Below are 19,570 nucleotides of genomic sequence, written 5' to 3'. Positions count from 1 at the left end.
GGCCGCTCTTTTTTGCCTGACCACGAGGGGGTGTCGCCCCATCCGGCGCGCCTTCTTTGCCTACTTTCTTGGCAAGACAAGAAAGTAGGTCGCCGCCCCGCAGGGGTGGTGAAACTGCAGTTGATTTTGACTTTGCAGTTGCAGTTGCAGTTGCAGTTGCAGTTGCAGTTGCAGCCAAGCAGTTAGCCAAGCAGTTGCCAGCCGCCCCGCGCATCGTGCGCCGAGCCCCATCAACCAAGTAGTGCAACGCATGATCAAACTCATCGTCGGCCTCGGAAACCCCGGGGCGGAATACGAAGCCACACGCCACAATGCCGGCTTCTGGCTGGTCGACCAGCTGGCCCGCATGGGGGGCGTCACCCTGCGCGTGGAAGGCCGCTTCCACGGGTTGGCCGCGCGCGCCAGGCTGTGGGACCAGGAGATCTGGCTGCTCAAGCCGTCCACCTTCATGAACCGCTCCGGGCTGTCGGTGGTGTCGCTCGCGCGCTTCTACAAGATCCTGCCGGACGAGATCCTGGTGGCCCATGATGAGATGGACCTGCCGTCCGGCACCGTCAAGCTCAAGCGTGGCGGCGGCGCGGGCGGCCACAATGGCCTCAAGGATATTTCAGCGCACCTGACCACCCAGGAGTACTGGCGCCTGCGCATTGGCGTCGGCCATCCGCGCAATTCGGCGAGTGGTGCCGGCGAGCGCGAGGATGTGATCAATTTTGTGCTGAAGCCGCCGCGCCGCGAGGAACAGCAGGCCATCGACGAGGCGATCGACCGCAGCATCGCACCGCTTGGGCTACTGGCCAAAGGCGAGTCCGAGCGTGCCATGCTGGAATTGCATACGAACCGCTGAACGCGCGCGCAAATAGAAAAGCCCCACCACCTTGAAGGTAATGGGGCTTTTTTGTGCTGCGAGCGTTTGTGCTGCAAGCCGCAGTTGCGGCTCAGGCTACCCGTTTGGCCGCCGTAAGGAGCCGGTAGCGATCCATCAGGATCTCGCGCGTCTCAATCCGGTTGGGATCGTGCGGGATGCAAGCCACAGGGCAAACCTGCTGGCATTGCGGCTCGTCGAAGTGCCCGACGCATTCGGTACATTTGTTGGGGTCGATCTCATAGATCTCGGGCCCCATCGAAATGGCTTCGTTTGGGCACTCCGGCTCACAAACGTCGCAATTGATGCAGTCGTCGGTGATCAATAGTGCCATGGCGTTTCCTTTAAACCCGACATGCCCCGCGCCCGACTGGCCGCGCCTGACATGTCGCAAGACTCTATTTTATTCCGCTTTGCTGCTGATCTTCTCCGCGAGCCAGCGTTCGACCGAGGGAAATACAAATTTGCTGACATCCCCGCCAAGCACCGCGATCTCGCGCACGAACGTGCCGGAGATGAACTGGTACTGGTCGGACGGCGTCAGGAACATGGTTTCCACGTCCGGCAGCAGGTAGCGGTTCATGCCCGCCATCTGGAACTCGTACTCGAAGTCGGAGACCGCGCGCAAACCCCGCACGATCACGCGCGCGTTGTTCTTGCGGACAAAATCCTTGAGCAGGCCGGAGAAACCTTCGACGCGCACATTGGGATAGTGGCCCAGGACTTCACGGGCGATGCCTATGCGCTCTTCCAGCGAAAAGAACGGGCGCTTGTTCGGGCTATGCGCCACGCCGACCACGAGCTCATCGAAGATGTTGGATGCTCTGCGCACCAGATCCTCGTGGCCCCGGGTCATTGGATCGAAAGTGCCGGGATAGACCGCGACGACCATGCTTCCTCCTTGTTCTGCCCGCTGCCGGCCCTGGATGGACCGATCGACCCCGCCCACTATGGTGAGGGCTGGAGCCAAGGCTGCGTGACGAGCGTTGGCGACAGCGGCGTAGTGTAACTCTAAACGCGGCACTTGCAAGCCGCCACATTACGGTTTCGCCGCGCTGCCGCATTTTGCGTGCGGGTGGCCGGTCACAATGCTCGCGGCCATCCCGTGTTCAAAGGTTCCTGTGCTGCAGCAAATGGAAATGCACCGCGCCGGCCCGCGCATGCCGCACGATCTCCAGCGCCGCGGGCACTGGGGCGTCGGGGCCGCTCAGGGCGCGATCCGTTTCCACATACACGGCGCCGCCTGGACGTGACAGCCGCGCCGCATGCTCCAGCGCGGGGCCAAGCCAGTCTTCGGCAAAGGGCGGATCGAGGAACACCACGTCGAAGCTGGCCGACGGCATCTGCGCCGCCGTAGCGAATGCGTCACCTTGCACCACCCGGATCTGCTGGGCGTCGAGCCGGTACTGGTTGTCCCGCAGTTGCTTGGCCACGCGCGGATTGGCTTCGACCATGGTGACCTGCTGGGCACCTCGGGAGGCGGCCTCGAAACCCAGTGCGCCGGAGCCGGCAAACAGATCGAGGCACGCCAGCCCGGACATGTCCTGCCCCAGCCAGTTGAACAGGGTCTCACGCACGCGGTCAGGGGTGGGACGCAGGCCTTCGGCGTCGAGCACGGGCAGTGGCGTGCGCTTCCACTTGCCGCCAATGATACGGACCTGGGCAGGAGACTGCCACGGCGAGGAGGATGGGGATCGCCCGCTGGCGGCGGGCGAGGGAGATCGGGTACGCGAATTCATGCCGTGATTGTAGAGCCTGTGGCGCGGAAAAGCGCAAGCGCCGGGAACGCCCCCCGGCGCCGGCGCCTGTCACTTCGCTATTCCGGTCCACCCACGATGACGGTCGCCATGGCGTCCGGGAACACGTGGCGCTGGAAGGCTTCGCGGACCTGGGTACGGGTGACCTTGCCGATCTGCGCGGTCCAGGTGTCAAGGTAATCCAGCGGCAGCCGGTACCAGCCGATATTGGCCACATTGGTCAGCAGCTTGCGGTTGCTGTCGATGCGCAGCGGGAAGCCGTTGACCAGATTGTCCTTGGCGGCCTTCAGTTCGGTGTCGGTGGGGCCTTCCGCCACGTACTGCGCCAGCACCTTGCGCACCAGCGCCAGGGCTTCGTTGGTCTGCGCCTTCTTGGTCTGCAGGCTGATGCCGAAGGGCCCTGCCTGCTTGGCCGGCGCGAAGTAGCTGTCGACGCCGTAGGTCAGGCCCCGCTTTTCCCGCACCTCATCGGTCAGGCGCGAGCTGAAGCCGCCGCCGCCAAGCACGTAGTTGCCCACCAGCAGGGCAAAGTAGTCGGGATCGCCACGCGCGATGGCGGGCTGGCTGATTGCTACCGTAGCCTGCTGCGCCGGATGCGGCACGCGCTGCTCGCTGGCCGGGATCTTGAGCTGCACGGGAGGCATCGTGGACGGCGTGGCGCCAGCTGGCAGGCCGCGCGTCAGTTGCTCGGCGATGGTCTCGGCCTGCTTGCGGTCGATGGCGCCGATCAGCGTCACGACGGCGCGCGACGCGGCGAAATTATCTCGCCAGAAGCGCTCGATATCGGCCCGCGTGATCGACTCGACACTGGCCACGGTCGGCGACACGCCATACGGATGCGATGGATAGATCGCGCGCGACACCATCTTGTCGGCGATCACGCCGGGCTTGGTGTCGGCCTCGCGGATGGCGGTGATCAGGCGTTGCTTTTCGCGCGCCACCACGGCATCCGGGTAGGCCGGCGCCTTGATCAACTGCCCGGCCAGCGCGAGCGACTGGCTGAGTTCCGGCTCGGAGGTCAGCGTGCGCAGGCCGACGCCGCCGCGATCGCTGCTGGCGGCGCCGCCGAAGTCGGCACCGGTGTCGGCGAAGGCGTCGGCCACCTGTGCTTCATTGCGGGCCGGCTGGCCATCCTGCGCGGCCGCGCCCTTGTCGAGCAGAGCCGAGGCGAGCGTGGCAAGGCCGGCCTTGCCGGCCGGGTCGTAGCGGCTGCCGGCGTCAAAATCCATATTGACGTCGAGCATGGGGATGGACGGGCTGCGCACGAAATACACGCGGGCGCCGGTGGAGGTGGTCCACTGCTCGATCGGGATCGCAGCCAGCGCGGCCTGCGAGGCGATCAGGGCAAGCGCACCGCAAGCCGCGCCTGCCAGGCGACGCAACAGGCGTGGCGACGGGATCGTCGGGGCAAAGAGGGGCATCATGGGTCCTGTCCTCTAGAGAGCTCAGCGGAGCGAGTCGGCGGCGGCCGGAGCCTTTGCCTTGTTCGGGTCGATCGGCTGCGGCAGCAGGGTTGCCACGGTCAGGTTATCGTCGTTGAAGTACTTGCCAGCCACCGCCTGCACCTGCTCCGGCGTGACGGCCTTGATCTTGTCGAGCATGCGGTCAATCTGGCGCCAGGAAATGCCGGCGATCTCGGCCACGCCGATCTCCATGCCTTGCCCGAACACCGAGTCGCGCTTGTAGATCTGCGCCGCCACCACCTGCGCCTTGACCCGCTTGAGCTCTTCGGGCGAGACGCCTTCGCGCGCAATGCGGGCGATCTCGTCGCGCAGCGCGCGCTCGATCTCCTCGGTGGTGTGGCCCGTGGCCGGCGTGCCGTCGAGCACCATCAGGGACTCGCCGCGGTTGATGCTGTCGTAGCCCACGTTGACGTCGTCGGCGATGCGGCGCTTGCGCACCAGGTCGCGCGTCAGGCGGGCGTTGTCGTAGCCATTGAGCACGGCGGAGAGGACTTCCAGCGCGTAGGGATCGACGTCCTTCTCGACATCGTGCAGGCGCGGCACCTTGTACGCCATCACCACGTAGGGGTTCTCGGCCGGGGCCTTGACCCAGATCCGCTTGATGCCCTTTTGCGCGGGCTCAAGCTGGTTCTTGCGCAGCGGCAGCGGGCGGGCCTTGAGCTTGCCGTAGGTGCGCTCCGCCAGCGCCTTGACCTCGGCCGCCGTGACGTCGCCCGTCACCACCAGCAGCGCGTTGTCCGGCACGTACCAGTTCTTGTACCAGGCCTGCACGTCTTCCACGCGCATGTTGACCAGGTCGTCCGGCCAGCCGATCACGGGATGCCGGTAGGGCGCGGCGGTGTAGACGGTGGCCAGCAACTGCTCATAGACGGTGCCGCGCGCGGAGTCGTCCGTGCGCAGGCGCCGCTCTTCCGTCACGACCTTCATTTCCCGGTCGAACTCATCCTTCTTGATGATGAGATTGGCCATGCGGTCGGCTTCCAGCTCCATCATCTTCGGCAGGTACTGCTTGCTGATCTGCTGGTAGTAGAGCGTGAAATCGCGGTTGGTCATGGCGTTCTCGCGCCCGCCCAATGCCGCGATCTGCTTGGAAAACTCCCCCGGGCCGACCTTTGGTGTACCCTTGAACATCATGTGTTCAAGCATGTGCGCCACGCCCGTGGTGCCGCTGACCTCGTCCACGCCGCCCGCGCGATACCAGATCTGGTGGGCTACGGTGGGCGCGCGATGGTCTTCCTTGACGATTACCCGCATGCCGTTGGACAGCTTGAACTCGGTGGTATCGGCCTGCGCCGCGGCAGTTTGCGCCGCGGTTGCCTGGCCGCTCGGCAACGGCGGCGCCACCACGGCGGTCTGCGCATAGGCAGCGCCGAACCAGGGCATCGCGATCAACAAAAGGGTGGGAACAAGGCGCCGGGAGAAAGCGGCCGGGCGAACAGCGCCGGCGCCGGCAAGATGCGAAGCGGTACGGGCGGCGCCCGACCTGGACCTGACAGCACAATGGTTCATGCGACCCCGTCTGCTAGAATTTTGGCGATTGATTCTACCGGGGTATTGACCCCTTTCCCAATGTTTAGTTTCTGGAAGAAGCGCAAGGCCGAACCGGCCGGTGCGCCGCCCGAGGTGCAAAGCCCGGCGCCCGCCGCCACACCGGCCGCGGCGCCCGCCAGCGCGCCAACCCCCATTCCCACGGCCGGGCCTGCCCCGGCCGCCGTCGTTTCCGTCCCGACAACCCCCATCGAGCCGGTCCAGAGCGTGCCTGCGGCCGCTGCCGAGGAACTGGTGCTGACCCCGCCGCCGGCCGCCTCCGCCGAGGCCAGGCGCGGCTGGATGCAGCGCCTGCGCACCGGGCTGTCCAAGACCAGCCGCAACCTGGGCACGCTGTTCGTTGGCGTCAAGGTCGACGAAGACCTGTTCGAGGACCTGGAAACGGCCCTGATCATGGCCGACGCCGGCGTGGAGGCTACCGAGCACCTGCTGAGCGCCCTGCGGCGCCGCGTCAAGACCGAACGCATCGACACCGCCGAAGGCGTCAAGGCCGCGCTGCGCGACCTACTGACCGACCTGCTGCGTCCGCTCGAGAAAACCATGTCACTGGGCCGCGAGCAGCCGCTGGTGATGATGATCTCGGGCGTCAACGGCGCCGGCAAGACCACCAGCATCGGCAAGCTGTGCAAGCACTTCCAGAGCTATGACCAGTCCGTGCTGCTGGCCGCCGGCGACACCTTCCGCGCCGCCGCGCGCGAGCAGCTGACCATCTGGGGCGAGCGCAACAACGTCACCGTGGTCTCGCAGGAGAGCGGCGACCCGGCCGCGGTGATCTTCGACGCGGTCAACGCGGCACGCGCACGCAGCATCGATATCGTGATGGCAGATACCGCGGGCCGCCTGCCCACGCAGCTGCACCTGATGGAAGAGCTGAAGAAGGTCAAGCGCGTCATCGCCAAGGCGATGCCGAACGCGCCGCACGAGTCGCTGCTGGTGATCGACGGCAACACCGGCCAGAACGCGCTGTCCCAGGTCAAGGCGTTCGACGACGCGCTGGGCCTGACCGGGCTGATCGTGACCAAGCTCGACGGCACCGCCAAGGGCGGCATCCTGGCCGCGATCGCGCGCCAGCGCCCGGTGCCGGTCTACTTCATCGGCGTGGGCGAGAAGGTCGAAGACCTGCAGCCTTTCAATGCCGAGGAATTCGCCGACGCGCTGCTCGGCTGAGCGGCAAACCGGCCCACCAGAAGAAAAGCCCCGCAATCGCTTGCGGGGCTTTTTCTTTTTGCGCACTGCCGGGGCTTAGCCTGCCAGCTTACTCAGCGTCCGGCTGCGCCTTGGGCTCGGCTTGCCGGAACGCGGGCAGCGCCATGCAGGAGTCGAACACCTTGGCGATGGCCGGGTAGCGGGCCACGTCGATATTGAAGCGCTGCGCGTTGAACACCTGCGGCACCAGGCAGATATCGGCCAGCGTCGGCGTATCGCCGAAGCAGAAGCGCCCTGCCTTGCCCGAGCGCACAAGGTTGGTATTCACCGACTCGAAACCCAGCTCGACCCAGTGGCGATACCATGCGTCCTTGGCCTCCTCCGCCACGCCCAGCGTGTGCTTGATGTACTTCAGCACGCGCAGGTTGTTCAGCGGATGGATCTCGCACGCGACCTCCAGCGCCAGGGCGCGGATGTAGGCGCGGTCGAGCGCGCTGCCCGGCAGCAGGGGCGGCTCGGGATGCGTCTCGTCGAGGTACTCGACCATCGCCACGGACTGGATCAATACATGATCGTCATCCAGCAGGGTCGGCACCAGCGCATCGGGGTTCAGCGCCCGGTAGGCCGGCAGCAGTTGCTGGCCGCCGTCGCGCAACAGATGGACCGGCATGTACTCGTAAGGCAGGCCCTTCAACTGCAGGGCGATGCGCACACGGTACGAGGCGGAGCTGCGAAAGTAGCTGTAAAGCTTGAGCATGGGCTCAGACTACCTTGACGGTGAGCTCGCCCACGCCTTCGATCTTGCACAGCATGACATCGCCCTTGACCACCGGGCCCACGCCTTCTGGCGTGCCGCTGTAGATCAGGTCGCCGGGTTGCAGCTCGAACAGCTTGGAGAGATAGGACACCATTTCGGGCACCGACCAGATCAGGTCCGACAGGTCGCCGCGCTGCTTCTCGACGCCGTTGACGGCCAGCGTCACCGCGCCCTTCTGCGGATGGCCGATGACGGACACCGGCACGATCGGGCCGATCGGGGCGGACTTGTCGAAGGCCTTGCCGGTTTCCCAGGGGCGGCCAGTCTTCTTCGATTCGTTCTGCAGGTCGCGGCGCGTCATGTCGAGACCAAGCGCGTAGCCAAACACGTGGCTCGCGGCGTCCGCCTCGGCGATGTCCTTGCCGCCCTTGCCGATGGCAACGACCAGCTCCACTTCGTAGTGGCAGTTGCTGGTGCCCTGGGGATAGGGGAAGGTGCCTTCGGTACCGTCGGCGACATAGCTCACGGCGTCGGCGGGCTTGCAGAAGAAGAACGGCGGCTCGCGATCCGGATCCGAACCCATTTCACGGGCATGGGCGGCATAGTTGCGGCCCACGCAGTAAACCCGGCGCACCGGGAACTGAGCGCTGCTGCCACGCACGGGCACGCCATGGGGCGCCGGCGGGGCAAATACGAATTCGGTCATCCATCTCTCCAGACTTGTGTACTGTGTTTTAGGCTACGCACCGGCATGCGGCGTCGCCAGCAGACGCCCCCCCGCCGCGCAGCAGGGCAATAGCATACACCTGCGTTTCCTGCCGCGTATGGCACTGGGCATTGAATCCGGGAAACCCCGCAATACAATTAAAAGCATCTCGGCGCGAATCTTGCATGCAACGAGAGATTCCAAGTGACGCCATGAACAGACGCCCCCCAGCCCCTTCCAGTCCGACGAGTCCGGCGAGCCCCGCGCCCGCCGCGGCGAGTTCACGCGCGCTGCGCATCTTGCTGGTGCGCGATCCGCATGACGAGGATCCGCTCAATATCGAGACGATACGTGCCGGGCTTGTATCGGCGGGCTTCACCGACATCGAAACGGTGGATGCCGACCTGCGGCTGCCCGACGCCATCGCCGCGCGGCAGCCGGACCTGATCATCATCGCCTCGGAGTCCGCCGCGCGCGATACGGTCGAGCATGTGTGCGTGTCGACCCAGCATGCGCCGCGCCCCATCGTGCTCTTCACGGACAATGACGACGCCCAGCGCATCAAGGCCGCGCTGACGGCGGGCATCACCGCCTACATCGTCGACGGCCTGCGCGCCGAGCGCGTGAAGACCGTGCTGGACGTGGCCTATGCGCGCTTCGAACTGAACCAGGAACTGCGCGCCGAACTCGATGCCACGCGGCTGCAGCTGGCCGAGCGCAAGGAAGTCGAGCGGGCCAAGGGCCTGCTGATGAAGGAGCGCGGCATGACCGAGGACGAGGCCTACAAGCGGCTGCGCAGCATGGCGATGGAGCGCGGCATCAAGCTCGTCGAGGCGGCGCGGCGGGTCATCGATGTGATGAGTTAAGCCCCGAATCAGCCCCATTGGCGTTTCGATACGCCCCGCACGCGCTTGGTGCAATGCACAAAGATGGCGCGACAGGAACACCTCCCACGCACCGGCACCGCACCGGCGCAGCTTTCGTTCGCCCGCTTCCGGCTCCTGCGCCCTTCGCTCCTGCTCTGCCATTCCGACAACAGCCCGTTCCACCCTTGGCACGCCGCTTGCGTAATCAAGGCATCGGCCAACGACGGCCGATCACATACCGATGTGCGCCGCCAACGACGGCCGCGCCGCATCACGGGACAACGGCGTCCTGACCTGCCCCCGCATTTCTGGCGAAAGCGGAGCAGTTCAGGACGCTTTTTATTTGGAGCCGTGTCAATGCCCTCTCGCCTGAAGATTACCAAGCCGCTGCATTCAGCAGTTGCCACCGACGCCAGCATCACTGGCGCCGATGCGGTGCCCGCCAGCAGCGGACGGCGCCGCGCACTGGCCACCATCGCCGGTGCCAGCGTGATCACCCTGGTTGATCCCCTGGTACGCGCTGGCGCATGGGCAGCCGGCTCCGACGCACCGGAAAAGCCGGAGGTACGGATCGGCTTCATCCCGCTGACGGACTGCGCCTCGGTCGTGATGGCGGGCACGCTCGGCTTCGACAAGAAGTACGGCATCAAGATCACGCCCACCAAGGAAGCCTCCTGGGCCGGCGTGCGCGACAAGCTGGTCAATGGCGAACTCGATGCGGCACATGTGCTCTACGGCCTGATCTACGGCGTGCAGCTTGGCATCGGCGGCCCCAAGAAGGATATGGCCGTGCTGATGAACCTGAACCACAACGGCCAGGCCATCACGCTGTCGTCCAAGCTCGCGGAGAAAGGCGTCAAGGACGGCGCCAGCCTGAAGGCGCTGATGATGAAGGAAAAGCGCGAGTACACCTTCGCCCAGACCTTCCCCACCGGCACCCACGCCATGTGGCTGTACTACTGGCTGGCCGCCAACGGGATCAACCCGATGCAGGACGCCAAGGCCATCACCGTGCCGCCGCCGCAGATGGTGGCCAACATGCGCGTAGGCAACATGGACGGCTTCTGCGTGGGCGAGCCCTGGGGGGCGCGCGCCATCGCCGACAAGATCGGCTTTACCGCGGAGACCACGCAGGCGATCTGGAAGGACCACCCGGAGAAGACCCTGGGCACTACGGCCGAGTTCGTGCAGAAGTATCCCAACACGGCGCGCGCGATGGTTGCCGCCGTGCTCGACGCATCGAAGTACATCGACGCTTCGGCCTCCAACCGCCGCAAGACCGCCGAGACCATTGCCGCCAAGTCCTACGTCAACACCGACATGGACATCATCCTGGACCGCATGCTGGGCCGCTACAGCAACGGCCTGGGCAAGACCTGGGACGACCCGGACTCGATGAAGTTCTACCAGGACGGCATCGCCAACTATCCCTTCCTCTCCGACGGCATGTGGTTCCTCACGCAGCAAAAGCGCTGGGGCTTGCTCAAGGAGCATCCGGACTACCTGGAGGTGGCGAAGAAGGTCAACCGCATCGACATCTACAAGCAGGGCGCCGCCGCGGCGCAGGTGCCGCTGCCCAAGAGCGACTTGCGCACCGCGAAGCTGATCGACGGCGTGGTATGGGACGCCAGCAAGGACCCGAAGGCCTACGCCGACGGTTTCAAGATCAAGGCCTGACGCGCACGCGCCCTGGCGCGATTCCGATTTTGTTTGCCGCTTGAACGCCGGCGTGGCGACACGCCGGCTCCTGAAGGAGCCTGACGTGAATGCACTAGCCCAGCCGGCCCCGCATGCTGCCAACCAAGCCGCCCCTGCAGATGCCGGCACCACCGCCGAGCTCGCCGTGGTTGGCGACCAGCAAGCCCATGAGCGCGCCGAGCGCCGCGCGCTCGCAGCACAAGCCGATGCGCGCCGCGCGGCGCGGCGCGACGCCATCGCCGCCGTCGTGCTCAAGGTGATACCGCCCGTAGCAGGCTTTGCGCTGTTCCTGCTGATGTGGCACGGCATCGCCACCATGATCCCCGCCATCCCCACGCCGGCCGCCACCTGGCATGCCGCCGTGCCGCTGTTCGCCGACCCGTTCTACCGCAACGGCCCCAACGACCAGGGCATCGGCTGGAACGTGCTGGCATCGCTGGCGCGCGTGGCGGCAGGCTTCGGGCTGGCGGCGCTGATCGGCATCCCGGCCGGCTTCGCGCTGGGCCGCTTTGCCTTTCTCAACGCCATGATGGCGCCCATCATCAGCCTGCTGCGCCCGGTCTCGCCGCTGGCGTGGCTGCCCATTGGCCTGCTGCTGTTCAAGTCCGCAAACCCGGCGGCAATCTGGGCCATCTTCATCTGCTCGATCTGGCCGATGGTGATCAATACCGCCGTGGGCGTGACCCGCGTGCCGCAGGACTACCTGAACGTGGCGCGCGTGCTCGACCTGTCCGAATGGAAGGTGTTCACCCGCGTGCTGCTGCCGGCCGTGCTGCCGTACATGCTCACCGGCGTGCGGCTGTCCATCGGCACCGCGTGGCTGGTGATCGTGGCCGCGGAAATGCTCACTGGCGGCACCGGCATCGGCTTCTGGCTATGGGACGAGTGGAACAACCTGAAGGTGGAACACATCGTCATCGCGATCTTCATCATCGGCGTGGTCGGGCTGCTGCTCGAATACGCGCTGCTCAGCCTGGCCAAGCGCTTCAGCTACGGCAACTAAGCCGCCAAGACGCCAAGTCGGCTACCGCGCCCTGGCACCCAAGGAGAACCTCATGGAAAAGTTCGTCCGTATCGAGAATGTCGGGCAGACCTTCAAGACCAAGAAGGGGCCGTTCGTGGCCCTGCGCGATGTCAACCTGACCATCGCCAGCGGCGAGTTCATTACGCTGATTGGCCATTCGGGCTGCGGCAAGTCCACCTTGCTCAACCTGCTGGCCGGGCTGGACCGGCCCAGCGCCGGCGCGCTGATCTGCGCCGAGCGCGAAATCGCCGGCCCGGGCCCGGATCGGGCGGTGGTGTTCCAGAACCATTCGCTGCTGCCCTGGCTGACCTGTTTCGACAACGTCTACCTTGGCGTGGAGCGCGTGTTCGGCGGCAGCGAAAGCAAGGCGCAACTGAAGGCCCGCACGCATGACACGCTGGCCATGGTTGGCCTGACCCACGCCGAAGCCAAGTATCCGCAGGAGATCTCGGGCGGCATGAAGCAGCGCGTGGGCATCGCCAGGGCGCTGGCCATGGAGCCCAAGGTGCTGCTGATGGACGAGCCCTTTGGCGCGCTGGATGCGCTCACCCGCGCGCACCTGCAGGACGAGCTGATCAAGATCGTGGCGAAGACGCGCAGCACGGTGGTGATGGTGACCCACGACGTGGATGAAGCGGTGTTGCTGGCCGACCGCATCGTCATGATGACCAACGGCCCCGCGGCCACCATCGGCGAAGTGCTGAAGGTGGACCTGCCACGGCCGCGCGAGCGCATGGCGCTGGCCGGGGATAAGGACTACCACGCATGCCGCACGGCAGTGCTGGACTTCCTGTACCGCAAGCAGCGCAATCCCGCCCTGAAGGAAGCCGCCTGAGCCGGTGCAATGAGGGGCCTGGCGCTACGGCGCCGGGGGCGAAGCCGGGCCGGGGTTGCGGCTGTCATGGGCACGGCCGGCTCGCTCCGCTATCATGGACTTCAAACCACATAGTCCCAACCCGCCATGACCACCACGCCCACCTCCCCTGCGCCTCCCGCCGCCCCTGCTTTCGCTGCCGCGAAGTACATCAAGGAAATCGGCCGGGGCGTCAACGGCGCCCGTGCGCTGCCGCGCGAAGACGCCCACGCGCTGTTCGATGCCATGCTGGCGGGTCGCGTGGCCGATATCGAGCTGGGCGCGGTGCTTATGGCCTATCGCATCAAGGGCGAGGCGCCGCACGAGCTGGCCGGCATGCTCGATGCCGCACACGCGCATTGCCTGCCGCTGGCCGGCCCGGCGGACCGCATCGTGGTGTCCATCCCCAGCTACAACGGCGCGCGCAAGCAGCCCAACCTGGTGCCGCTGCTGGCGCTGCTGCTGGCGCGCGAGGGCATACCGGTGCTGGTGCACGGCTCCCGCCAGTTCAACGGGCGCGTCACCAGCATCTCGCTGTTCGAGGCGCTGGGCATCGCGCCTTGCGGCTCCGTGGCGCAGGCCGAATCCCAGCTGCGCAGCAAGGACGCCCAGCCCGGCCCGCTGGCCGTGCTGCCGATCGACGTGCTGTCGCCGGCGCTGGCCCGGATGCTGGACAAGCGCATGCAGATCGGCTTGCGCAACTCCGCGCATACGGTGGTCAAGATGCTGCAGCCGGTGGGCGCGCACTCCCCGGCCGAGGCGCTGCGGCTGTATAGCTACACCCACCCCGAGTACCGCGAAACCCTGACCGACTATTTCTCGCGCGAGCCCGCCAATGTGCTGCTGGCGCGCGGCACCGAAGGCGAGGTGGTGGCGGACGCCCGGCGCAACAGCCGCATCGACTGGCTGCACGACGGGCATCAGCGTACTTTGGTCGACCCGACTTCCGGCTCCATCGTGGAAGTGCCGGAGTTGCCGCCCGGCAGCGACGTGGACCAGACCGCGGCCTGGATCCGCCTCGTGCTGGACGGCAAGCTGCCCGTGCCCGCCCCGATCGCCACGCAGATCGACGCCATCCGCGACTGCCTGCAGCAAGGCACGCGGGTAGCCTGGGCCAGCCCGGTCTGAGCCGGGCCGGCTGCGCGGGCGCCTCTGGTCAGCGCTTGCGCTGGGGCAGGGGGATGCGGTCGTCTTCCCCCGGCACTCGCGGGAACTGGTCATCCTCCCAGCGCTGGGAGGCCGCTTCGATCGCCTCCTTGGTGCTGGCAACGAAATTCCAGAAGATAAAGCGATGGCCGTCGGTCGGGTCCCCGCCGAGCAACATCACGCGCGACGCCACCTGCGCCGTCAACGTCACCGGCTGGCCCGGCACCAGCACCGCCAGGTGCCGCTCCGGCAGCACCTCGCCGTCCAGCGCGATGGTGCCGTCCACCGGGTAGACGCCGCGCTCGGCATGCTCCGCCGGAATCTCCAGGCTGGCGCCCGCCTCGAGCTCAATGGCTACATAGAGCGTGCGGCCAAACACCTTCACCGGCGCCTCGGCGCCAAACGCATCGCCCGCAATCACCGTCATGCGTACGCCAGGGCGCTCCAGCTTGGGCAGCGTCGCCGCCGGATGGTGATGGAAGGACGGCTCGACGTTCTCGTGCTCCTTGGGCAGCGCCACCCAGGTCTGGATGCCGTGCAGGCGTGGCCCGGCATCGCGGGCGGCCTGGGGCGAGCGCTCCGAGTGCGCGATGCCCCTGCCCGCCGTCATCCAGTTCACGTCGCCCGGCCTGATGACCTGCTTGCTGCCCAGGCTGTCGTGGTGAAGCATCTCGCCCTCGAACAGGTAGGTGACCGTGGCTAGGCCGATATGCGGATGCGGGCGCACATTCGCCCCCTCTCCCGGCGGCATGGCCACCGGGCCCATGTGGTCGAAGAAGATGAATGGGCCGACAGTCTGGGTTGCCGCGGCGGGCAGCAGGCGGCTCACGGCAAAGTCGCCGAGGTCTCGGGTATGCGGCTTGAGCAAGTGTTCGATAGCAGACATGAATGTTCCCCGGTTTGGTCGATGCTGGCGCGCAGCACCACTGAGATAAATGAAAAGAGTGTAGCTGCTAGCGAAACACAGCATCTCATCTGGCGACAGAACCGGCAGGAGTAGCGGCCCTCTAATCATTGTCCGATCGTTGGCGCACCCGCGTGAGATAGTGGCCTCGCCACATCCCTCGCCACATCACGCAAGATGTCGGTTTAAAACACTATGTAGAAGCAATATTCGATTACCAGGAACTATCAACCCTATTGTCACTCGAACTTAGCAGTCCCCCGGCTTGAGTGCTAATATGTGTTGCAATGCAGTGCGAGCCCCCCAAAAGGTCCGCGCACGCGGGCAACCCACCCGCCGGAATGCGAAAGGAGCAATCGAGTGAACGCGGTCTTATCTGCTGACCAAACCCAAATGACCAACCGTCTGCCTACGGTGCCGCAGGGCGCCGGGACGTTTGCGCTGACCTTTCCCGGAACGCTGGGAAATATCGACAGCTATATCCAGGCTGTCCACCGTATTCCCCTGCTTACCCCCGAGGAAGAGCAGCGGCTCGCGCGCGAGTTGCGCGAGCACGACTCCGTCGATGCGGCGCGCCGCATGGTGCTGTCGCACCTGCGCCTGGTGGTGTCCATCGCCCGCCAGTACCTCGGCTATGGCCTGCCCCACGCAGACCTGATCCAGGAAGGCAATATCGGCCTGATGAAGGCCGTGAAGCGCTTCGACCCGGACCAGGGCGTGCGGCTGGTGTCGTACGCCATGCATTGGATCAAGGCCGAGATCCACGAATACGTGCTGAAGAACTGGCGCATGGTCAAGGTGGCTACCACCAAGGCCCAGCGCAAGCTGTTTTTCAACCTGCGCAGCCACAAGCAGGGCGCCCATACCTTCACGCCGGAACAGATCGACGCGGTTGCGCGCGAGCTGAACGTCAAGCCGGAAGAAGTGATGGAGATGGAAACCCGCCTGTCGGGCGGCGACCTGGCGCTCGAAGGGCAGATCGACGATGGCGAAGAAGACTTCGCGCCCATCGCCTACCTGGCCGACAACCACAACGAGCCGACCCGCGTGATCGAGGCCCAGCGCCACGACCGCCTGCAGGTGCAAGGCCTGGAAGAAGCGCTGTCCAAGCTCGACGACCGTAGCCGCCGCATCATCGAGGCGCGCTGGCTGCAGGTCAACGACGACGGCTCGGGCGGCTCCACGCTGCATGAACTGGCTGACGAATTCGGCGTTTCCGCCGAACGCATCCGCCAGATCGAAACCGCGGCGATGAAGAAGATGAAGGGTGCGCTGCAGGCCTTTGCCTAAGGCCGAAGCTCAAGCTCAAGCGCGCCAGAAATAAACAGGGCCGGTCTCGCGACCGGCCCTGTTTTATTTTTCCCGCCGGTTTCGCGCCGGCGGCTCGCCTCAGGACAGCAGCTGCTTGAGGTCGTGCACGATCGGCTCCGGCCCCTGGCCGTGGCGGATAAACAGCCGCAGCTTGCCGCTCGGGTCGAACACATAGCTGCCCGCCGAGTGATCCATGGTGTAGTTGTTCGGCGAAGTGCCCGGCACCTTGGCGTAGAACACCTTGAAGTCCTTGGCAACCTTCTGCAGCGCGGCATCGTCGGCCGGGCGCATGCCCAGGAAGCGCGGATCGAAAGCCGGCACATACTGCGCCAGCAGAGCCTGCGTATCGCGCTCCGGATCCACCGTGACGAACAGTACCTGCACCTTGTCGGCGTCCGGACCCAGTTGCTCCATCACCGCCTTGAGCTCGGCCATGGTGGTCGGGCACACGTCCGGGCAATGCGTATAGCCAAAGAACATCACTACCGCCTTGCCCTTGAAGTCGCCAATGGAGCGCACCTTGCCGTTGTGGTCGGTGAGGACGAAGTCCTTGCCGAACTCACTGCCGCCGGTGATATCGACGTTCTTGAAGGAAGCCTTCTGCTGACCACATGCCGCCAGCAGCAGCGAGCACAGGGCCAGCAGGCAAAACCGGCGGAAAGTCGCGAAGGTGGGGAGAAAGGCTGAAGGGAAGCGGTTTGGCATGCGAGTTCGGGTGGTGTTGACGGGCCGGACCGCCCGGCAGGCGGCTGGACGCGACAAGGTCACATTAACAGATGACACGCAGTATCGCCGATCGGGGCCGCCACGCGCGCATGCCGCGACAAGATGCCGCAAGCCTGCCCGGCCCGCTCAGGCCTGCGGCAGGAACTTGAAGTAGTGATCGACCAGCAGCGCGGCGAACAACAGCGAGAGATACAGGATCGAGAAGCGGAAGGTGCGTTGCGCCAGCGCGTCCGAGTAGTTGCGATACATCTTCCACGAGTAGGCCAGGAAACCGCCCCCCAGGACCAGCGCGGCCGCCAGGTAGATATAGCCGCACATGCCGTACACAAAAGGCAGCAGCGTGGCCGCGATCATGATCAGCGTGTACAGCAGGATGTGCAGCAGCGTGAAGCGCTCGCCGTGCGTCACCGGCAGCATCGGCAGGCCGGATTTGGCGTAGTCGGCGCGGCGATACAGGGCCAGGGCCCAGAAGTGCGGCGGCGTCCACGTAAAGATGATCAGCACCAGGAACCAGGCTTCCGCCGGCAGGTCGCCCGCGACCGCCGCCCAGCCGAGCGCCGGCGGCATGGCGCCGGACAGGCCGCCGATGACGATGTTCTGCGGCGTGGCCGGCTTGAGCAGGATGGTGTACACCACAGCGTAGCCGACGAAGGTGGCCACGGTCAGCCACATGGTCAGGTCGTTGGTGTAGACGTGCAGCAGCCACATCCCTGCCCCGCCCAGCACCGCGGAGAAGACCAGCGTCTGGATGGTGGTGATCTCGCCGGTGGCCGACGGGCGCCATGCGGTGCGGCGCATCAGCGCGTCGACCTTCTGCTCCACCAGGCAGTTAATGGCGAAAGCGGCACCTGCCAACAGCCAGATGCCGGCAGCGCCCCCGATCAGCACCGGCCACGGCACCATGCCGGGCGTGGCCAGGAACATGCCGATGATGGCGCAGAAGACGGCAAGCTGCGTCACCCGCGGCTTGGTCAGGGCGGCGTATTGGCGGACCAGGTGGCGAACCCGTCCGAGGGGATGTGTGTGGGTAGCTGTAACCACTGAGGAGTTCTTGTCTTTCATGTGGCGCGCGCGGCGGCCGGCACGTCGGTAGCGATGTCAGCGGACCGGGCCGCGAGCCCTATATTGTAGTTGAGGCGAACCAGGAGCAGCAGCAAGACCGCCGCGCCGCCGTTATGCGCCACCGCGGCGCCCAGCGGCCAGTCGAACACGATGTTCGAAAGGCCGGTGGCCAGTTGCAGCGCGAGAAAGCCCAGCAGCCAGCCGGCGCTGCGCGCAAGGCCGCCAAGGCGGCGCGCCTGCAGGCCGAACCAGGCCAGGAAAGCCAGCACGACAAGAGCAAAGCCGCGATGCACCCAGTGGATCGCTACCAGGGCCGAGTGTGGAATGTAATCGCCGTCTGCGGTCATGCCGAGCTGGCGCCACAGCGTGAAGCCGTGACGGAAGTCCATGTCCGGCACGAGCTGGCCGTTGCACAGCGGAAAGTCGGTACATGCCAGCACCGCATAGTTAGTGCTCACCCAGCCGCCCAGGAAGATCTGCAACACCAGCAAGGCCAGCGCAATGCGCGCCGGCCAGCGCAGCCCGGCCGCCTGCGGCGCGACCCGCAGCGGCGGGTCGTTGCGCGAGCCCAGCCAGATCAACGCCGCCAGCAGGCTCATGCCGAGCATCAGGTGCGTGACCACGATGATGGGCTGCAGCTTGAGCGTGACCGTAAAGGCGCCGAACGCGCCCTGCACGCACACCAGCAGCAGCACGCCGGTGGCGAACCAGGGCGACTGCTTGAGCTCGCGCCGCTTGACCCAGGCCAGCACCATTAGCGTGATGATCAGCACGCCGACCGCCATGGCGAAGTAGCGGTGGATCATTTCGATCCACGCCTTGGTAATGGTCACCGGCCCACTGGGCAAGGCCGTCTCGGCGGCGCGGATGTGCTCCTGCGCCGCATGCGGGTTGGAGTGGCCATAGCAGCCCGGCCAGTCGGGGCAGCCCAGGCCGGAGTCGGTCAGCCGCGTAAAGCTGCCGAACATGATCAGGTCCAGCGTCAGGAAGGCGGTGATCCAGACCAGCTTGCGGTACTTGTTGCGATCCCCCTTGACCAGCACATAGCTCAAGGGGAACAGCGCGATCAGGACGCCGATGATGGCGAGTTGGAGCAGCATGCGCGCCTCAACCGATGTGAGAGTACTTGAGCAGCTTCTTCAGGTCGGAGCTCATCTTCTTGGGGTCCGGCTCCTTGGGGAAGCGCATCATCAGGTTGCCCAGCGGATCGACCAGGAACAGGCTGTCCTCGATCCGGGCACCCGGTTGCGCCGGCAGCCATTTCTGCATGGCTTCACGGTTGGCGCGCAGGAAGCGCACGCCGGCATACGGCTCGTTGTAGGCGGCCGACAGGCGGGAATCGACAGCGCCGTCGTCGCTGATCAGCCATACCGGCACGATGCGCTCGCGGTCCTGCCCCTGCCCCGCGCGGATCTGGCGGATGGTGAACAGCTTCTTGGCGCAGGCTTCGTCGCACGCCGCGCCATCCGCGGTCACCAGCAGCCACTTGCCCTTGAAACTATCCAGCGGCACGGACTCCGCGCGCTCGTTGGCGATCTGTATCGCAGGCATGGGGCGCTGCGGATCGATGAGCGTGCCGTAGTTGGTGGAGCCGCCCGCCGGCTTGAACACGTAGTACGTCAGGTAGGAAGCGATGACGGGCGAAGCGCACACCAGCAGGAGCAGCAGCATCTGGATGCGGCCGCGGCGGGTGCGGGCGTCGATGCGCGGGTCCTGCGGCGCGGCGCGGGCGGCCTGGGCC

21 protein-coding genes are annotated in these 19,570 nt (G+C 65.9%); 9 read left to right on the top strand and 12 right to left on the bottom strand.

What is annotated here, in order from left to right:
* Both ACYP5B_RS21235 and pth read left to right on the top strand, forming a co-directional pair.
* Window positions 1-186: hypothetical protein (locus tag ACYP5B_RS21235; RefSeq protein WP_459570983.1), on the top strand; the 186-nt coding region annotated here is incomplete at its 5' end.
* Window positions 187-250: 64 nt separating this feature from the next.
* Window positions 251-844, top strand: coding sequence for an aminoacyl-tRNA hydrolase (gene pth / locus ACYP5B_RS21230; protein WP_459570982.1), 594 nt, complete (start codon window positions 251-253; stop codon window positions 842-844).
* A 91-nt stretch (window positions 845-935) separates the two neighbouring features.
* Here pth and ACYP5B_RS21225 read toward each other — a convergent pair whose 3' ends face one another.
* The 5 genes from ACYP5B_RS21225 to ACYP5B_RS21205 all read right to left on the bottom strand — a co-directional run bounded on the left by ACYP5B_RS21225 (window position 936) and on the right by ACYP5B_RS21205 (window position 5,591).
* Window positions 936-1,196, bottom strand: coding sequence for a YfhL family 4Fe-4S dicluster ferredoxin (locus tag ACYP5B_RS21225; RefSeq protein ID WP_043343403.1), 261 nt, complete (start codon window positions 1,194-1,196; stop codon window positions 936-938).
* Between the two features lie 69 nt (window positions 1,197-1,265).
* Complete coding sequence (gene coaD, locus ACYP5B_RS21220; protein ID WP_267605405.1) at window positions 1,266-1,754, bottom strand: pantetheine-phosphate adenylyltransferase; 489 nt, start codon at window positions 1,752-1,754, stop codon at window positions 1,266-1,268.
* 217 nt (window positions 1,755-1,971) lie between these two features.
* Window positions 1,972-2,601 (bottom strand): 16S rRNA (guanine(966)-N(2))-methyltransferase RsmD, encoded by a 630-nt coding sequence (rsmD, locus tag ACYP5B_RS21215; protein ID WP_459570981.1) that lies wholly within the window; start codon window positions 2,599-2,601, stop codon window positions 1,972-1,974.
* A gap of 77 nt (window positions 2,602-2,678) precedes the next feature.
* Window positions 2,679-4,040 (bottom strand): M16 family metallopeptidase, encoded by a 1,362-nt coding sequence (locus tag ACYP5B_RS21210; RefSeq protein ID WP_400091494.1) that lies wholly within the window; start codon window positions 4,038-4,040, stop codon window positions 2,679-2,681.
* 24 nt (window positions 4,041-4,064) lie between these two features.
* Window positions 4,065-5,591, bottom strand: a complete 1,527-nt coding sequence (locus ACYP5B_RS21205; protein WP_400091467.1) for a M16 family metallopeptidase — start codon at window positions 5,589-5,591, stop codon at window positions 4,065-4,067.
* 60 nt (window positions 5,592-5,651) lie between these two features.
* On the opposite strand from ACYP5B_RS21205, the gene ftsY reads away from it, so the two are divergent.
* Window positions 5,652-6,797, top strand: a complete 1,146-nt coding sequence (gene ftsY, locus ACYP5B_RS21200; RefSeq protein ID WP_400091466.1) for a signal recognition particle-docking protein FtsY — start codon at window positions 5,652-5,654, stop codon at window positions 6,795-6,797.
* Between the two features lie 88 nt (window positions 6,798-6,885).
* On the opposite strand, the gene maiA is transcribed toward ftsY, so the two are convergent.
* Together maiA and ACYP5B_RS21190 are read right to left on the bottom strand one after the other, a co-directional pair.
* The gene (gene maiA / locus ACYP5B_RS21195; RefSeq protein ID WP_400091465.1) at window positions 6,886-7,533 is read right to left on the bottom strand and encodes a maleylacetoacetate isomerase; all 648 of its coding nucleotides are present in this window, start codon (window positions 7,531-7,533) and stop codon (window positions 6,886-6,888) included.
* A 4-nt stretch (window positions 7,534-7,537) separates the two neighbouring features.
* Window positions 7,538-8,239 (bottom strand): fumarylacetoacetate hydrolase family protein, encoded by a 702-nt coding sequence (locus tag ACYP5B_RS21190; RefSeq protein WP_400091463.1) that lies wholly within the window; start codon window positions 8,237-8,239, stop codon window positions 7,538-7,540.
* 212 nt (window positions 8,240-8,451) lie between these two features.
* Here ACYP5B_RS21190 and ACYP5B_RS21185 point away from each other — a divergent pair, with 212 nt between their 5' ends.
* The 5 genes from ACYP5B_RS21185 (at window position 8,452) to ybiB (ending at window position 13,808) form a co-directional block, all read left to right on the top strand.
* A complete protein-coding gene (locus ACYP5B_RS21185) occupies window positions 8,452-9,105 on the top strand; it encodes an ANTAR domain-containing response regulator (protein WP_459570980.1) in 654 nt (217 codons plus the stop codon).
* A 357-nt stretch (window positions 9,106-9,462) separates the two neighbouring features.
* Window positions 9,463-10,782 carry a CmpA/NrtA family ABC transporter substrate-binding protein gene (locus tag ACYP5B_RS21180; RefSeq protein ID WP_400091461.1) on the top strand — a complete coding sequence of 440 codons (1,320 nt, stop codon included), beginning with the start codon at window positions 9,463-9,465 and terminating at the stop codon, window positions 10,780-10,782.
* Between the two features lie 85 nt (window positions 10,783-10,867).
* Window positions 10,868-11,806, top strand: coding sequence for a nitrate ABC transporter permease (gene ntrB / locus ACYP5B_RS21175; protein WP_400091458.1), 939 nt, complete (start codon window positions 10,868-10,870; stop codon window positions 11,804-11,806).
* A 52-nt stretch (window positions 11,807-11,858) separates the two neighbouring features.
* On the top strand, window positions 11,859-12,662 hold the full coding sequence (locus ACYP5B_RS21170; protein WP_400091456.1) for an ABC transporter ATP-binding protein: 804 nt from the start codon (window positions 11,859-11,861) through the stop codon (window positions 12,660-12,662).
* A gap of 126 nt (window positions 12,663-12,788) precedes the next feature.
* On the top strand, window positions 12,789-13,808 hold the full coding sequence (gene ybiB, locus ACYP5B_RS21165) for a DNA-binding protein YbiB (RefSeq protein WP_459570979.1): 1,020 nt from the start codon (window positions 12,789-12,791) through the stop codon (window positions 13,806-13,808).
* Between the two features lie 28 nt (window positions 13,809-13,836).
* Here ybiB and ACYP5B_RS21160 read toward each other — a convergent pair whose 3' ends face one another.
* Window positions 13,837-14,712 (bottom strand): pirin family protein, encoded by an 876-nt coding sequence (locus ACYP5B_RS21160; protein ID WP_459570978.1) that lies wholly within the window; start codon window positions 14,710-14,712, stop codon window positions 13,837-13,839.
* Between the two features lie 411 nt (window positions 14,713-15,123).
* On the opposite strand from ACYP5B_RS21160, the gene rpoH reads away from it, so the two are divergent.
* The gene (rpoH, locus tag ACYP5B_RS21155) at window positions 15,124-16,020 is read left to right on the top strand and encodes an RNA polymerase sigma factor RpoH (RefSeq protein ID WP_006159460.1); all 897 of its coding nucleotides are present in this window, start codon (window positions 15,124-15,126) and stop codon (window positions 16,018-16,020) included.
* 99 nt (window positions 16,021-16,119) lie between these two features.
* Here rpoH and ACYP5B_RS21150 read toward each other — a convergent pair whose 3' ends face one another.
* The 4 genes from ACYP5B_RS21150 to ACYP5B_RS21135 form a co-directional block, all read right to left on the bottom strand.
* Window positions 16,120-16,746, bottom strand: a complete 627-nt coding sequence (locus tag ACYP5B_RS21150; RefSeq protein WP_267605391.1) for an SCO family protein — start codon at window positions 16,744-16,746, stop codon at window positions 16,120-16,122.
* 147 nt (window positions 16,747-16,893) lie between these two features.
* The gene (gene cyoE / locus ACYP5B_RS21145; protein WP_318231604.1) at window positions 16,894-17,829 is read right to left on the bottom strand and encodes a heme o synthase; all 936 of its coding nucleotides are present in this window, start codon (window positions 17,827-17,829) and stop codon (window positions 16,894-16,896) included.
* Window positions 17,826-18,929 (bottom strand): COX15/CtaA family protein, encoded by a 1,104-nt coding sequence (locus ACYP5B_RS21140; RefSeq protein WP_400091449.1) that lies wholly within the window; start codon window positions 18,927-18,929, stop codon window positions 17,826-17,828. Before ACYP5B_RS21140 ends, cyoE begins: the two co-directional genes overlap by 4 nt.
* Window positions 18,930-18,936: 7 nt before the next feature.
* A partial coding sequence (locus ACYP5B_RS21135) for an SCO family protein (protein WP_459570977.1) occupies window positions 18,937-19,570 on the bottom strand: 634 nt, incomplete at its 5' end.

The sequence above is a fragment of the Cupriavidus sp. 8B genome (genome assembly GCF_054589115.1).
Note: the sequence above shows the minus strand (reverse complement) of the source record. Positions and strands in the feature narration are given on the sequence as shown.

Bases quoted from the DNA above. Each gene is read 5' to 3' on its own strand.
- pth (WP_459570982.1), top strand. From the start codon at position 251: ATGATCAAACTCATCGTCGGCCTCGGAAACCCCGGGGCGGAATACGAA.
- ACYP5B_RS21225 (WP_043343403.1), bottom strand. From the start codon at position 1,196: ATGGCACTATTGATCACCGACGACTGCATCAATTGCGACGTTTGTGAG.
- coaD (WP_267605405.1), bottom strand. From the start codon at position 1,754: ATGGTCGTCGCGGTCTATCCCGGCACTTTCGATCCAATGACCCGGGGC.
- rsmD (WP_459570981.1), bottom strand. From the start codon at position 2,601: ATGAATTCGCGTACCCGATCTCCCTCGCCCGCCGCCAGCGGGCGATCC.
- ACYP5B_RS21210 (WP_400091494.1), bottom strand. From the start codon at position 4,040: ATGCCCCTCTTTGCCCCGACGATCCCGTCGCCACGCCTGTTGCGTCGC.
- ACYP5B_RS21205 (WP_400091467.1), bottom strand. From the start codon at position 5,591: ATGAACCATTGTGCTGTCAGGTCCAGGTCGGGCGCCGCCCGTACCGCT.
- ftsY (WP_400091466.1), top strand. From the start codon at position 5,652: ATGTTTAGTTTCTGGAAGAAGCGCAAGGCCGAACCGGCCGGTGCGCCG.
- maiA (WP_400091465.1), bottom strand. From the start codon at position 7,533: ATGCTCAAGCTTTACAGCTACTTTCGCAGCTCCGCCTCGTACCGTGTG.
- ACYP5B_RS21190 (WP_400091463.1), bottom strand. From the start codon at position 8,239: ATGACCGAATTCGTATTTGCCCCGCCGGCGCCCCATGGCGTGCCCGTG.
- ACYP5B_RS21185 (WP_459570980.1), top strand. From the start codon at position 8,452: ATGAACAGACGCCCCCCAGCCCCTTCCAGTCCGACGAGTCCGGCGAGC.
- ACYP5B_RS21180 (WP_400091461.1), top strand. From the start codon at position 9,463: ATGCCCTCTCGCCTGAAGATTACCAAGCCGCTGCATTCAGCAGTTGCC.
- ACYP5B_RS21170 (WP_400091456.1), top strand. From the start codon at position 11,859: ATGGAAAAGTTCGTCCGTATCGAGAATGTCGGGCAGACCTTCAAGACC.
- ybiB (WP_459570979.1), top strand. From the start codon at position 12,789: ATGACCACCACGCCCACCTCCCCTGCGCCTCCCGCCGCCCCTGCTTTC.
- ACYP5B_RS21160 (WP_459570978.1), bottom strand. From the start codon at position 14,712: ATGTCTGCTATCGAACACTTGCTCAAGCCGCATACCCGAGACCTCGGC.
- rpoH (WP_006159460.1), top strand. From the start codon at position 15,124: ATGACCAACCGTCTGCCTACGGTGCCGCAGGGCGCCGGGACGTTTGCG.
- ACYP5B_RS21150 (WP_267605391.1), bottom strand. From the start codon at position 16,746: ATGCCAAACCGCTTCCCTTCAGCCTTTCTCCCCACCTTCGCGACTTTC.
- cyoE (WP_318231604.1), bottom strand. From the start codon at position 17,829: ATGAAAGACAAGAACTCCTCAGTGGTTACAGCTACCCACACACATCCC.
- ACYP5B_RS21140 (WP_400091449.1), bottom strand. From the start codon at position 18,929: ATGCTGCTCCAACTCGCCATCATCGGCGTCCTGATCGCGCTGTTCCCC.